The sequence below is a fragment of the Citrobacter sp. wls717 genome, from assembly GCF_005280955.1.
Classification (GTDB): domain Bacteria; phylum Pseudomonadota; class Gammaproteobacteria; order Enterobacterales; family Enterobacteriaceae; genus Citrobacter; species Citrobacter werkmanii.
Map to the genome: position 1 here is coordinate 177,398 of NZ_SZWW01000007.1, position 12,954 is coordinate 190,351.

The following is a 12,954-nucleotide window of genomic DNA, read 5'->3' on the forward strand; positions in this document are numbered from 1 at the left end:
ATGTTTGGTTTAAAAATCAGTCAATTAGGAAAGTTGCTTGAAGATCGATTAGATCCGGATTTAATTGATGGCGCTTTAGATTATATTCAATATGACGAGGAGCCTCTTGCTTTTGAGATTCTTTGCGACCATATAAGCGAGTATGACATCACCATAACTGAAAATGAGTATGAGTTAATAACTCAACTTATCGAAGAGATGAAGTTAGATATAAGTGAACCACCGTTTAAATATTTAAAAAAATTAGTTGGTTAAGCAAATCCCGGCCATCAAAAGCCGGGATTTTTAGACCTTCTGCTGCGGCTCAATAGCCAGCTCCCCCTTCTCGGCAGTGACCACTACTGTCAGTCCGGTATAGAAGGTTAGCGTCTTCAGCCAGCGGCCCTTGAGGGTAAACTGCGGCAGCGGAGTCGATAACTAACCCTGTAATAATGCGCCTACGGCTCTAAGGCGGCGGTTGTGGTGGCGTGCTGTTGTGTGCTGGACTTGCCGTTCAGCCATGCTCGTTCAACTCTGTTGCAGAGGGGCGGTAGCGCCTGTGACCCCGAAAACGCTTAACAGCGCAAAAAAATCCTGGGGAGAAAGTACAATAGACAAAAATTGTTATCAACAAATTGAAATAACAGGAAAAAACCGAGTCTATCGCAGCAACCTGCATCGGAAAGAGTTGTTGTTGAGAATAACTCACTCAGCGGTGATAAGGCCCGAGAAGCGGCGAAACGGGCTGCTGAATCCCTGAAAAATCAGGTCAGGGAAAAGCTGGGTGAAGGCGGAACTGCCCTGCGCTGATTACGTTCGCAGGTGACTACTTGCCGTACCTGTCAGCATACTGTGCCGGGGGAAAGCGGTTTTTTGCGTAGTAACTCGTGGTTTTACGGGGCATCTGGTGAAACACCTGAATATGCCTGGGCAACGGCGGGTTCTGGCATAAAATTTGTGTCAGCGATAATCAGCTTCTTGTAAGTTGTCATGTATTAAGCGGAATAAAGGTGTTTGTGCCCCTTTGCTACTACACTATTTAACCTATGGCTATCACACCGTACTTAATAAAACTGTCGTCATTTAAAAATAGCATATTTATTAAATGCGAAGCGGCTCCAGAAAATAGTGTTGATATATGTAATGTTAACCGCCAATAAAACAGATCGCGAACTATGAAATAAGAATGCTATCATTCACATCAGACGCGGCAGACAACTGCTGGCACACGCATTCACCCCGGAGCACCTCATGAATAACGACATTCCGCTAAAATATTATGATATCGCCGACGAGTACGCGACCGAAGCCGCAAAGCCGGTAAACGATGCCGAACGCGATGCGCTGGCGCACTACTTCCAGCAACTGATCACCCGTTTAATGAACAACGAAGAGATCAGCGAAGAAGCGCAGCAGGAGATGGCAACCGTGGCCGGTGTCGACGCGCAGCGTATCGACGATATCGCGGAGTTCCTCAATCGCTGGGGTAACGAGTAGCCAAAGACGTGGTCTGTGTTTTACACTGCGCGCAAATTCAGTAGATATACTCTGCGAGTATTAGATTTAATCAGGTGGAAACAGCAATGAACGGAACAATCACAACGTGGTTTAAAGATAAAGGCTTTGGATTTATCAAAGATGAAAATGGCGATAACCGCTATTTTCATGTGATTAAGGTTGCTAATCCTGAGCTGATCAAGAAAGACGCGGCGGTAACCTTTGAACCGACCACCAACAACAAAGGTCTGTCTGCCTATGCGGTGAAAGTCATACCAGACAGCAAATACATCTATATCGCGGGCGAGCGTCTGAAGCTCACGGCGATCAAGTCGTACCTGGTATACAGTGAAGAAGTTCCTGTCGAAACCCGTATTGATAAAGAAAACGCGGTGCTGTCTGTCGGCGTGCTGATGAACAGCATCCGGCCGAAATCAGAGGTGAAGCTAGGCGAAATGCGTAAGCTGAAAAAACTGGCTATCACCACTTTCCAGGGCACGACGCTGATCTTCTCCGAAGATGAAATCGACATCGATGCGACAGTAAAATTGCTTAAGGTCTGAAGCTCTTCAGACTGATAAGTGCCGCAACTCTGTTATTCATTGCCCCATGCGGATAGTGTTGCTCTGAGCGCTGAGGATGCAAGAAACCGCTCGCCCAGAGCAGAACACTTTATGTAATTGCTGAAGCCGCCGCTGGCTTCGCGTCCTTATTATTACTGTGGTCCAATTAGTTAGGATAAAAACAAAAGAACCAGCAGGGAGTCTGGTAATAACCTATTCATAATGTTAATTATTAATTAAATAAAAGTAGCAGCTCATGAAGTTTTGATATTTTCATTTCTCATAGACGAGAATTTACACATCATGATATAATATGGTGGAGAAAACTCGCGGTTTATTAATCTGCGCGTAATGTAAATAAATTTTCGGGGAGTGTATTCCAGTGGGACGTAAATGGGCCAATATTGTTGGTAAAAAAACGGCTAAAGACGGTGCAACGTCTAAAGTATATTCAAAATTCGGTGTGGAAATCTATGCTGCCGCTAAACAAGGTGATCCAGACCCAGAATTAAACACAGCTTTAAAATTCGTTATTGAACGTGCGAAACAAGCCCAGGTTCCCAAGCACGTTATTGATAAAGCTATTGATAAAGCCAAAGGTGGCAGCGACGAAACGTTCATGCAAGGGCGTTATGAAGGTTTTGGCCCAAGCGGTTCCATGATTATCGCTGAAACCCTGACATCAAACGTTAACCGCACGATTGCTAATATTCGCTCAATCTTCAATAAAAAAGGCGGGAATATCGGGGCGGCAGGTTCTGTCAGCTACATGTTTGACAATACTGGTGTAATCGTATTTAAAGGCACTGACCCTGACCATGTTTTTGAAATTTTGCTTGAAGCTGAAGTTGATGTTCGTGATGTCACCGAAGACGAAGGAAATATCATTATTTATACTGAGTCTACCGACCTTCACAAAGGCATTGCAGCGTTAAAAGCAGCGGGAATTACAGAGTTTTCAACAACAGAATTAGAAATGATTGCTCAATCAGAAATTGAACTGTCGCCAGAAGATTTAGAAATCTTTGCAGGGCTTGTTGATGCTCTTGAAGATGACGACGATGTTCAAAAAGTATATCATAACGTTGCAAATCTCTAATTCTAAATTAAAGAAATCTGTCATTGTGGCAGATTTTTTTAACGATTAGATTTGTTATAAAAAGTATATCTGGCCTGACAGTACGGCAGAAAATAAAATTAAATATCTGCTGGCTCAATTCTGGCTCTGTCTCGCCAGCCACTGACCGACGATAGGCCATAATTTATCCGCACTCCGCGTTCGAAAAAAGCCCATGTGTCCAACTGAAGAAAGACCATAATCTGCGTGCCGAATTTCGCGATGTTCGATTTTTGCGTTTTGCACTGGCTCCATCAGGGATGCAATGGCTTCAGGGTTAGCCCACGGGTCGTCATCAAAACCCATCACCAGTAAAGGCAAGGTTATCTCACTTGCCCGTTGGCGTGCATCCCAGTCGGGATCGTCGTAGAAATAACCCGGCATTGCGCTCCAGCGTCCCCACTGAAGCATCACTGGAGCTGGCAAATCTTCGCCCAGCCCAAGGCGCCTGGCAGGCATATACCCGAAGATTCGGCAAAGAACCGGGGCCAGAACACGCAGCAGGCACCAGACCCGCACTTTCTCTGCCGTTTGTTTTATTGTGCTCGTTACCCCGGCATGGGAGGCCACAATGACGGCCGCGTGCAGGGCGGAAGTGGCCGTGGAAAGCAGAACCGCATGCCCGCCGACACTGTGTCCTACCGCCAGCAGGTTAAGTCCGGGAAAACGCGTTTTAGCCCAGGCAGTAATGCAGCCCACGTCCTGCTCGATCCAGTCTGACATTGAGATGCTGTAGCTACGGAGCTTCCCGGATTTCGAGCGGCCCGTTCCCCGATAATCGTAAGTGACGACACTGAATCCCTGGTTAAAAAGGTACTCTGCGAACCCCTTATAAAACGCCTGTACAACCGCCGTGGCTGGATGAAGAATAACGATCGCTTTGGCATCGCTTCTTTCCCAAATCGTGGCGGACAGAAATCCGCCTTCATTTACGGGTATTATTATTGAATTCATTCATTGAGCCTTATCTGTGTGGTCATACCAGTTGGTTCTGAATTCAATGTAGCTTTAACTAGCGAATCTGGCGATTTTTTTTGTTCTGTATCCCGGTCTCGTTAAAGGAGACCGGGAATGCGGAAGGTTATTTAAGCTTTGGATAATCCGCCAACAAATGTGATCTACTTCACCTCCCGGCAACCAAAATCTCTTGTGACTCCACGCCGTCCTCTATCTGTTTCGCCACTTTTTGTAAGGCCGGAAGATGCTTTTCCGCTGCCTGCTCGATGGTCATAGCGCTGGCCATATACACCAGGTTCAGGCAACCAATAACCCGCTGTTCGCTGCGGATGGGAACGGCGATGGAGGCGATTTTTTCTTCCTGATCCCACCCGCGATAGTTCTGTCCAAAGCCGTCTTTACGTGCGCGGGCCAGAATAGCGTCGAGCTTCAGCGGTTCGCGGGCTAACTGGAACTCTTCTCCTGGTCTTGAGGCCAGCATTTCAATCAGTTGCTGACGTTCATTCTCCGGGCAAAATGCCAGCCAGGTCAGGCCGGATGCGGTTTTTAATAGCGGTAAACGACGTCCGACCATTGCCCGGTGAAACGACAGGCGGCTGAAGCGGTGGGTGGTTTCACGCACTACCATCGCGTCAACGTCCAGCGTGGACACGTCGGTCGGCCAGATGACTTCGCGCAGCAAATCCCCCAACAGCGGGGCGGCGAGCGCAGAAATCCACTGCTCGTCACGAAATCCCTCGCTGAGCTGACGGACTTTAATGGTTAAGCGAAAGCTGTCATCGGACAGGCTGCGCCGGACGTAACCCTCATCCTGCAACGTTTCCAGCAGACGTCTGACCGTGGTGCGGTGCAGGCCGCTCAGCTCTGCCAGCAGGCCAACGCTGGCCCCGCCGTCAAGCCGATTTAACATATTTAATAACATTAACCCGCGCGTTAACCCGCGCACGGTTTTGTATTCGGTACCGTCGTCACTTTTCATATTCATTGACAAATATATAGGTAAAACAACGTTGTGCACTTAGTGCACATCCAGGCATGTTTTGATTGTAGCGCAAAAACTCACTTCTATACTGACCGCACAATAAAAACTATTCACATATTTTTAACAAAACAAATTGCGCCTCACCAGGGCCTGCAATTGCGTTTTGTCCGAGTAGTGAGGTTCTGAAATGACAACTATAAATCCTGATATCCAACCCGCAGTGCAGCACACCGCGCAGGTAGCGATTGCTGGAGCCGGCCCGGTAGGGCTGATGATGGCGAACTATCTTGGCCAGATGGGCATTGAGGTGCTGGTGGTAGAGAAGCTCGACACGCTGATCGACTATCCCCGCGCCATCGGTATTGACGATGAAGCGCTGCGCACCATGCAGTCCGTTGGTCTGGTCGAGAACGTTTTGCCACATACCACGCCGTGGCACGCGATGCGCTTTCTTACCCCGAAAGGCCGCTGCTTTGCCGATATCCAGCCGATGACCGACGAATTTGGCTGGTCGCGCCGCAATGCGTTCATTCAGCCGCAGGTGGATGCGGTGATGCTGGAAGGGCTGTCGCGTTTCCCCAACGTGCGTTGCCTGTTTTCTCGCGAACTGGAAGCCTTCAGCCAGCAAAATGGTGAAGTGACGCTGAACCTGAAAGCGCCGGACGGCCAGCGGGAAACGGTGAAGGCCCAGTGGCTGGTGGCCTGCGACGGTGGCGCCAGCAACGTCAGGCGCTCGCTGAATGTGCCATTTGAAGGTAAAACCGCGCCGAATCAGTGGATTGTAGTGGATATCGCCAACGATCCGCTGAGTACGCCGCATGTGTACCTGTGCTGCGATCCGGTGCGCCCGTATGTTTCTGCCGCGCTGCCGCATGCGGTGCGCCGCTTTGAATTTATGGTGATGCCGGGGGAAACCGAAGCCCAGCTTAGCGAGCCGCAGAATATGCGCCAACTCTTGAGCAAAGTGCTGCCGAACCCGGATAACGTCGAGCTGATCCGCCAGCGCGTGTACACCCATAACGCCCGGCTGGCCGAACGCTTTCGTATTGACCGTGTGCTGCTGGCGGGCGACGCGGCGCACATTATGCCGGTCTGGCAGGGGCAGGGGTACAACAGCGGTATGCGCGATGCCTTCAATCTGGCGTGGAAACTGGCGCTGGTGATCAATGGCAAAGCCGGTGATGCGCTGCTGGATACCTACCAGCAGGAGCGCCGCGATCATGCCAAAGCGATGATCGATTTGTCGGTTACCGCAGGCAACGTGCTGGCGCCGCCAAAACGCTGGCACGGCGCGGTGCGCGACGGAGTTTCCTGGCTGTTGAACTACATTCCGCCGGTCAAACGTTACTTCCTTGAAATGCGCTTTAAGCCGATGCCGCAGTACCACATCGGGGCGTTGGTGCGTGAAGGTGACGCGAAAACCTCGCCAGTCGGCAAGATGTTTATCCAGCCGAAGGTCACGCTGGAAACCGGCGAAGTGACGTTGCTCGATAACGTCATTGGCCCGAATTTCGCGGTGATTGGCTGGGGCTGTAATCCGCTATGGGGCATGAGTGAAGCGCAGATCCAGCAGTGGCAGGCGCTGGGGACGCGGTTTATCCAGGTGGTGCCGGATACGCAGATACATACCGATCAGGATAACCATGACGGCGTTACCCGCATTGGCGATACGCAAAACCGTCTGCGCGCGTGGTTTGCCCAACACAATGCCGCGCTGGTGGTGATGCGCCCGGACCGCTTTGTCGCTGCCATCGCTATTCCGCAAACCCTGGGCAACACCCTGAATAAACTGGCGTCGGTGATGACGCTCACCCGCGTAAATACCGATCTTCCTGTTGAAAAGGTAGCCTGATATGCACGCTTATCTTCACTGTCTTTCCCACTCGCCGCTGGTGGGCTATGTCGACCCGGCGCAGGCCGTGCTCGATGAAGTTGACGGCGTGATCGCCTGCGCCCGCGCACGTATTGCGGCGTTCGATCCTGAGCTGGTGGTGCTGTTTGCCCCCGATCACTACAACGGTTTTTTCTACGATGTGATGCCGCCGTTTTGTTTAGGCGTAGGAGCCACCGCAATCGGCGATTTCGGCAGCGCCGCCGGGGAACTGCCGGTGCCCACCGATCTCGCTGAGGCCTGCGCCCATGCGGTGATGAAAAGCGGTATCGATCTTGCCGTTTCCTACAACATGCAGGTCGATCACGGCTTTGCGCAGCCGCTGGAGTTTTTGCTCGGCGGTCTGGATAAGGTCCCGGTGTTACCGGTGTTTATTAACGGCGTCGCCACGCCGCTGCCGGGCTTTCAGCGTACCCGCATGCTCGGTGAAGCCATTGGTCGTTTCGCCAGTTCGCTGAATAAACGCGTGTTGTTTTTAGGTTCCGGCGGCCTGTCGCATCAGCCACCGGTGCCGGAGCTGGCAAAGGCCGATGCCCATATGCGCGACCGCCTGCTCGGCAGCGGCAAACAGTTACCCGAAAACGAGCGTGAATTGCGCCAGCAGCGAGTGATCAGCGCCGCCGAGAAATTTGTGCAAGACCAGCACACGCTGCACCCGCTTAACCCCGTCTGGGATAACCGCTTTATGACCCTGCTTGAGCAGGGGCGTTTGCTGGAGCTGGACGCGGTCAGCAATGAAGAGCTATCCGCGATGGCGGGCAAATCAACGCACGAAGTGAAAACCTGGGTTGCCGCCTTCGCCGCCATTTCTGCCTTTGGCAACTGGCGCAGCGAAGGTCGTTATTATCGCCCGATCCCGGAGTGGATCGCCGGATTCGGCTCCCTGAGCGCCACCACACAGAACTGAAACAGAACTGAATATGCAGGAGAAGAGCATGACTTACCAACCGCAAACCGAAGCCGCCACCAGCCGTTTTCTGGAGGTGCAGGAAGCAGGCGAAACCTTACGCGTGCATTTCAATGACTGTGGGCAGGGTGAAGAGACCGTGGTGCTACTGCACGGCTCAGGTCCTGGCGCGACGGGCTGGGCGAACTTCAGCCGCAACATCGATCCGCTGGTTGAGGCCGGATACCGGGTGATCCTGCTGGATTGTCCTGGCTGGGGGAAAAGCGATGGGATCGTTAACCGCGGGTCACGATCCGATCTCAACGCTCGCATTCTGAAAAGCGTGGTCGATCAACTGGATATTCAGAAAATCCACTTGCTGGGCAACTCAATGGGTGGCCACAGTGCAGTGGCGTTTACTTTGAGCTGGCCGGAGCGCGTGGGCAAGCTGGTGCTGATGGGCGGTGGAACGGGCGGCATGAGCCTGTTTACCCCGATGCCGACCGAAGGCATCAAGCGTCTGAATCAGCTATATCGTGAGCCGACCATCGAAAATCTGAAGCTGATGATGGAGATTTTTGTCTTCGACACCAGTGACCTGACTGAAGCGCTGTTTGAGGCGCGCCTGAATAACATGCTGTCGCGCCGCGATCACCTGGACAACTTTGTCCAGAGTCTGGAAGCCAACCCGAAACAGTTCCCGGACTTCAGCCCGCGTCTGGGTGAAATCAAGGCCCAGACCCTGATTGTCTGGGGCCGCAACGACCGGTTCGTGCCGATGGACGCCGGTCTGCGCCTGCTCTCCGGGATTGCCGGTTCTGAACTGCACATCTACCGCGACTGCGGGCACTGGGCGCAGTGGGAACATGCGGATGCCTTTAACCAACTGGTGCTGAACTTCCTCGCACGCCCTTAAGGAACGGACATGACGAATCTTAATCTTGAGCAGTTAGCCGCCGATTTACGCCTGGCAGAGGAAAAAGGAGAAGCTATCGCCCCGCTGCGTGAACTGATTGGCATGGACAATGCCGAAGCGGCCTATGCCATTCAGCGCATCAACGTGCAGGACAACGTGGCGCGCGGGCGGCGCGTGGTTGGGCGCAAAGTGGGGCTGACGCACCCGAAAGTGCAACAGCAATTGGGGGTCGATCAGCCGGATTTCGGCACGCTGTTTGCCGACATGTGCTACGGCGATAACGACACCATTCCGTTTTCACGTGTACTGCAACCGCGTATTGAAGCGGAAATTGCGCTGGTGCTGAACCGCGATCTACCCAATGCCGACACCACTTTTGATGAGCTATATAACGCCATAGAGTGGGTGCTGCCCGCGCTCGAAGTAGTCGGCAGTCGTATCCGCGACTGGTCAATAAAGTTTGTTGATACCGTGGCGGATAATGCCTCCTGCGGCGTGTATGTGGTCGGCGGGCCGGCGCAGCGTCCGGCCGGGTTAGATCTGAAAAATTGCGCAATGAAAATGACGCGCAATAACGAAGAGGTCTCCAGTGGGCGCGGCAGCGAATGTCTGGGACATCCGATCAACGCCGCCGTCTGGCTGGCGCGCAAAATGGCCAGCCTCGGCGAGCCGCTGCGTGCGGGGGACATCATTCTCACCGGGGCGTTAGGCCCGATGGTATCAGTGAATGCGGGCGATCGTTTTGAAGCCCATATCGACGGTATTGGTTCAGTTGCCGCCACTTTTTCAGCGGCGGTTACAAAAGGAAGTCAGTCATGAGTAAGCGTAAAGTCGCCATTATCGGCTCCGGCAACATCGGTACCGATTTGATGATTAAAATTCTGCGCCACGGCGTGCATCTGGAGATGGCGGTGATGGTCGGTATTGACCCGCAATCCGATGGTCTGGCACGCGCCAGACGTATGGGCGTTGCCACCACCCATGAAGGGGTGACAGGGCTTATCGCCATGCCGGAATTTGCCGATATCGACATCGTGTTTGATGCCACCAGCGCGGGCGCACATGTGAAGAACGACGCCGCGCTGCGCGCCATTAAACCGGGGATCCGCCTGATCGACCTGACGCCCGCGGCGATCGGTCCATACTGCGTGCCGGTGGTGAATCTGGAGGCTAACGTTGATCAGCAGAACGTCAATATGGTGACTTGCGGAGGGCAGGCGACCATCCCGATGGTGGCGGCTGTCTCTCGCGTGGCAAAAGTCCATTACGCCGAAATTATTGCCTCTATCGCCAGTAAATCTGCGGGACCGGGCACTCGCGCCAATATTGATGAGTTCACCGAAACCACCTCAAAGGCGATTGAAGTGGTCGGCGGCGCCGAAAAAGGTAAAGCCATCATTGTACTTAACCCGGCCGAACCGCCGCTGATGATGCGCGACACGGTGTATGTACTGAGTGAAGCGGCCTCCGAGATTGAAGTTGAAGCGTCTATCAACGAGATGGCGGCGGCGGTACAGGCCTATGTGCCGGGTTATCGCCTGAAACAGCGCGTACAGTTTGAAGTTATCCCGCAGGATAAACCGGTGAATCTGCCGGGTATCGGCCAGTTTTCCGGGCTCAAAACCGCGGTATATCTGGAAGTGGAAGGCGCGGCGCACTATTTACCTGCCTATGCGGGCAACCTCGACATAATGACCTCCAGCGCGCTGGCGACCGCTGAGAAGATGGCGCAGTCACTCACCCGTCAGTCAGGAGAAGCAGCATGAACGGTAAAAAACTCTATATCTCTGACGTGACCCTGCGTGACGGTATGCACGCCATTCGTCACCAGTATTCGCTGGAAAACGTGCGCCAGATTGCGAAAGCGCTGGACGATGCGCGGGTCGATTCTATTGAAGTGGCGCATGGCGACGGTTTACAAGGTTCCAGCTTTAACTACGGCTTTGGCGCGCACAGCGATCTCGAGTGGATTGAAGCGGCTGCAGACGTGGTGCAGCACGCTAAGATCGCCACGCTGTTACTGCCGGGGATCGGTACTATTCACGACCTGAAAAATGCGTATCAGGCCGGGGCGCGGGTGGTTCGCGTGGCGACCCACTGCACCGAAGCGGACGTGTCGGCCCAGCATATTCAGTATGCGCGCGAGCTGGGTATGGATACCGTCGGCTTTCTGATGATGAGCCACATGACCACGCCGGAAAATCTGGCGCAGCAGGCGAAGCTGATGGAAACCTACGGCGCGACTTGTATCTACGTGGTCGATTCCGGCGGGGCGATGAACATGAGTGATATTCGCGCCCGCTTCCGCGCCCTGAAAGCGGTACTGAAGCCGGAGACGGAAACCGGAATGCATGCGCATCACAACCTCAGTCTCGGTGTGGCGAACTCGATTGCTGCGGTGGAAGAGGGCTGCGATCGTATCGACGCCAGCCTGGCGGGGATGGGCGCAGGCGCGGGCAATGCGCCGCTGGAAGTGTTTATCGCTGCAGCGGATAAGCTCGGCTGGCAGCATGGCACCGATCTGTATGCGCTGATGGATGCTGCCGACGATCTGGTGCGTCCGCTGCAGGACCGCCCGGTGCGGGTGGATCGCGAAACGCTGGCGCTGGGCTATGCCGGGGTGTACTCCAGCTTCCTGCGTCATTGTGAAGTGGCGGCGGCGCGTTATGGCCTGAGCGCGGTTGATATTCTGGTTGAACTGGGCAAGCGCCGAATGGTGGGTGGCCAGGAAGATATGATCGTCGACGTGGCGCTGGATCTGCGCCACAGCAAATAAAAATGATTACGCGGCTGGCAACGTATCAGCCGCGATTCACCTGCATCGTGACCTCAGAGGTACATCTTATGACTACCCGTACCCCCGCATCCTGGCGCCTGACGTTGACCGTCGGGCTGTGTTTTTTAGTCGCCCTGATGGAAGGGCTGGATCTCCAGGCCGCCGGGATTGCTGCCGTCGGTATCGCTCAGGCGTTTGCGCTGGATAAAATGCAGATGGGCTGGATCTTCAGCGCCGGTATTCTCGGGCTGCTGCCCGGCGCGTTGGCGGGCGGTATGCTGGCCGATCGCTATGGCCGCAAGCGCATTCTCATTGCCTCCGTGGCGCTGTTCGGCCTGTTCTCGCTGGCGACGGCGATTTCCTGGGATTTCTCGTCGCTGGTATTTGCCCGTCTGATGACCGGCGTCGGGCTGGGCGCGGCATTGCCGAATCTGATCGCGCTGACCTCCGAAGCGGCGGGGCCACGTTTTCGCGGCACGGCGGTGAGCCTGATGTACTGCGGCGTGCCGATTGGCGCGGCGTTAGCGGCGGCGCTTGGGTTTAGCGGTCTCGCCTCCGCCTGGCAAACGGTGTTCTGGGTTGGCGGGGTGATCCCGCTGCTGCTGGTTCCGCTGTTGATGCGCTGGTTGCCGGAATCGCAGGTTTATACCCAACAAACGCAGGTAGCTGCCGCGCCGTTGCGCGCCCTGTTTGCGCCAGCAGCAGCGAGCGCTACGCTGCTGCTGTGGCTGTGCTATTTCTTCACCCTGCTGGTGGTGTATATGCTGATCAACTGGCTGCCGATGCTGCTGGTGGAGCAGGGATTTCAACCCTCGCAGGCGGCAGGCGTGATGTTTGCTCTGCAAATCGGTGCAGCCAGCGGGACGTTAATTCTCGGGGCGTTGATGGACAAACTGCGTCCGGTGGTGATGTCGCTGCTGATCTACACCGGGATGTTGGCTTCGCTGCTGGCGCTGGGGACGGTGTCGACATTCAGCGGCATGTTGATGGCGGGATTTGTGGCGGGGATGTTTGCCACTGGTGGGCAAAGCGTGTTGTATGCGCTGGCGCCGTTATTTTACCACACGCAGATTCGCGCCACAGGCGTGGGCACCGCCGTCGCTGTCGGACGTTTGGGCGCGATGAGCGGCCCGCTGCTGGCCGGGAAAATGTTAGCGCTGGGCACTGGAACGGTGGGTGTGATGGCGGCGTCTGCGCCGGGGATTTTGCTGGCGGGCCTGGCGGTATTTATTCTGATGAGCCGTAAATCGCAGATGTCGATCCCGGCTAACGGTGCTTAAGCGATCGTCTGGTGCAGGGTTGACGCATCGCCATAATTGCGGGTGAGCGCGGAGCCTTGCGGGTATGGCTGTGATAGTGTGAGGGCTTATTTCCATCAAAACAGGAGCCA

14 protein-coding genes are annotated in these 12,954 nt (G+C 54.3%); 11 read left to right on the forward strand and 3 right to left on the reverse strand.

Going from position 1 to position 12,954, the window contains the following annotated elements; all coding sequences use genetic code 11:
- Nucleotides 1–255 (forward strand): MafI family immunity protein, encoded by a 255-nt coding sequence (locus tag FDX09_RS05550; protein ID WP_085047669.1) that lies wholly within the window; start codon nt 1–3, stop codon nt 253–255.
- A 30-nt stretch (nt 256–285) separates the two neighbouring features.
- Here the strand turns inward: FDX09_RS05550 and FDX09_RS24035 are convergent, their stop codons facing one another.
- Nucleotides 286–405, reverse strand: coding sequence for a SymE family type I addiction module toxin (locus FDX09_RS24035; protein WP_121529994.1), 120 nt, complete (start codon nt 403–405; stop codon nt 286–288).
- 825 nt (nt 406–1,230) lie between these two features.
- Between FDX09_RS24035 and FDX09_RS05560 the strand changes: the two genes are divergently transcribed.
- The 3 genes from FDX09_RS05560 (at nt 1,231) to FDX09_RS05570 (ending at nt 3,138) form a co-directional block, all read left to right on the forward strand.
- The gene (locus FDX09_RS05560) at nt 1,231–1,476 is read left to right on the forward strand and encodes a YmjA family protein (RefSeq protein WP_069323914.1); all 246 of its coding nucleotides are present in this window, start codon (nt 1,231–1,233) and stop codon (nt 1,474–1,476) included.
- A gap of 86 nt (nt 1,477–1,562) precedes the next feature.
- Entirely contained in the window at nt 1,563–2,039 is a 477-nt protein-coding gene (locus tag FDX09_RS05565) for a cold shock domain-containing protein (protein WP_137346904.1), read from the forward strand.
- 382 nt (nt 2,040–2,421) lie between these two features.
- The gene (locus FDX09_RS05570) at nt 2,422–3,138 is read left to right on the forward strand and encodes a YebC/PmpR family DNA-binding transcriptional regulator (protein WP_038638023.1); all 717 of its coding nucleotides are present in this window, start codon (nt 2,422–2,424) and stop codon (nt 3,136–3,138) included.
- A gap of 114 nt (nt 3,139–3,252) precedes the next feature.
- Here FDX09_RS05570 and FDX09_RS05575 read toward each other — a convergent pair whose 3' ends face one another.
- Entirely contained in the window at nt 3,253–4,110 is an 858-nt protein-coding gene (locus FDX09_RS05575; protein ID WP_069323915.1) for an alpha/beta fold hydrolase, read from the reverse strand.
- 169 nt (nt 4,111–4,279) lie between these two features.
- Nucleotides 4,280–5,092, reverse strand: a complete 813-nt coding sequence (locus FDX09_RS05580) for a DNA-binding transcriptional regulator (protein ID WP_051594508.1) — start codon at nt 5,090–5,092, stop codon at nt 4,280–4,282.
- Nucleotides 5,093–5,282: 190 nt separating this feature from the next.
- Between FDX09_RS05580 and FDX09_RS05585 the strand changes: the two genes are divergently transcribed.
- The 7 genes from FDX09_RS05585 (at nt 5,283) to mhpT (ending at nt 12,844) form a co-directional block, all read left to right on the forward strand.
- Nucleotides 5,283–6,947 (forward strand): bifunctional 3-(3-hydroxy-phenyl)propionate/3-hydroxycinnamic acid hydroxylase, encoded by a 1,665-nt coding sequence (locus tag FDX09_RS05585; protein ID WP_038638028.1) that lies wholly within the window; start codon nt 5,283–5,285, stop codon nt 6,945–6,947.
- 1 nt (nt 6,948) lies between these two features.
- A complete protein-coding gene (gene mhpB / locus FDX09_RS05590) occupies nt 6,949–7,893 on the forward strand; it encodes a 2,3-dihydroxyphenylpropionate/2,3-dihydroxicinnamic acid 1,2-dioxygenase (protein WP_137346905.1) in 945 nt (314 codons plus the stop codon).
- 28 nt (nt 7,894–7,921) lie between these two features.
- The gene (mhpC, locus tag FDX09_RS05595; RefSeq protein WP_069323918.1) at nt 7,922–8,788 is read left to right on the forward strand and encodes a 2-hydroxy-6-oxonona-2,4-dienedioate hydrolase; all 867 of its coding nucleotides are present in this window, start codon (nt 7,922–7,924) and stop codon (nt 8,786–8,788) included.
- A gap of 9 nt (nt 8,789–8,797) precedes the next feature.
- Complete coding sequence (mhpD, locus tag FDX09_RS05600; protein WP_087857019.1) at nt 8,798–9,607, forward strand: 2-keto-4-pentenoate hydratase; 810 nt, start codon at nt 8,798–8,800, stop codon at nt 9,605–9,607.
- Nucleotides 9,604–10,554 (forward strand): acetaldehyde dehydrogenase, encoded by a 951-nt coding sequence (gene mhpF / locus FDX09_RS05605; protein WP_038638040.1) that lies wholly within the window; start codon nt 9,604–9,606, stop codon nt 10,552–10,554. The genes mhpD and mhpF overlap by 4 nt, the downstream gene beginning before the upstream one ends.
- Nucleotides 10,551–11,564: a 4-hydroxy-2-oxovalerate aldolase gene (gene mhpE, locus FDX09_RS05610; protein ID WP_069323921.1), complete on the forward strand. Its 1,014-nt coding sequence runs from the start codon at nt 10,551–10,553 to the stop codon at nt 11,562–11,564. Before mhpF ends, mhpE begins: the two co-directional genes overlap by 4 nt.
- 68 nt (nt 11,565–11,632) lie before the next feature.
- Entirely contained in the window at nt 11,633–12,844 is a 1,212-nt protein-coding gene (mhpT, locus tag FDX09_RS05615; RefSeq protein WP_137346906.1) for a 3-(3-hydroxy-phenyl)propionate transporter MhpT, read from the forward strand.
- Nucleotides 12,845–12,954 lie beyond the last annotated feature (110 nt).

Excerpts from the sequence above, each read along its gene's own strand:
- FDX09_RS05550 (WP_085047669.1), top strand. The coding sequence starts at position 1 with ATGTTTGGTTTAAAAATCAGTCAATTAGGAAAGTTGCTTGAAGATCGA.
- FDX09_RS05560 (WP_069323914.1), top strand. The coding sequence starts at position 1,231 with ATGAATAACGACATTCCGCTAAAATATTATGATATCGCCGACGAGTAC.
- FDX09_RS05565 (WP_137346904.1), top strand. The coding sequence starts at position 1,563 with ATGAACGGAACAATCACAACGTGGTTTAAAGATAAAGGCTTTGGATTT.
- FDX09_RS05575 (WP_069323915.1), bottom strand. The coding sequence starts at position 4,110 with ATGAATTCAATAATAATACCCGTAAATGAAGGCGGATTTCTGTCCGCC.
- FDX09_RS05580 (WP_051594508.1), bottom strand. The coding sequence starts at position 5,092 with ATGAAAAGTGACGACGGTACCGAATACAAAACCGTGCGCGGGTTAACG.
- FDX09_RS05585 (WP_038638028.1), top strand. The coding sequence starts at position 5,283 with ATGACAACTATAAATCCTGATATCCAACCCGCAGTGCAGCACACCGCG.
- mhpB (WP_137346905.1), top strand. The coding sequence starts at position 6,949 with ATGCACGCTTATCTTCACTGTCTTTCCCACTCGCCGCTGGTGGGCTAT.
- mhpC (WP_069323918.1), top strand. The coding sequence starts at position 7,922 with ATGACTTACCAACCGCAAACCGAAGCCGCCACCAGCCGTTTTCTGGAG.
- mhpD (WP_087857019.1), top strand. The coding sequence starts at position 8,798 with ATGACGAATCTTAATCTTGAGCAGTTAGCCGCCGATTTACGCCTGGCA.
- mhpF (WP_038638040.1), top strand. The coding sequence starts at position 9,604 with ATGAGTAAGCGTAAAGTCGCCATTATCGGCTCCGGCAACATCGGTACC.
- mhpE (WP_069323921.1), top strand. The coding sequence starts at position 10,551 with ATGAACGGTAAAAAACTCTATATCTCTGACGTGACCCTGCGTGACGGT.
- mhpT (WP_137346906.1), top strand. The coding sequence starts at position 11,633 with ATGACTACCCGTACCCCCGCATCCTGGCGCCTGACGTTGACCGTCGGG.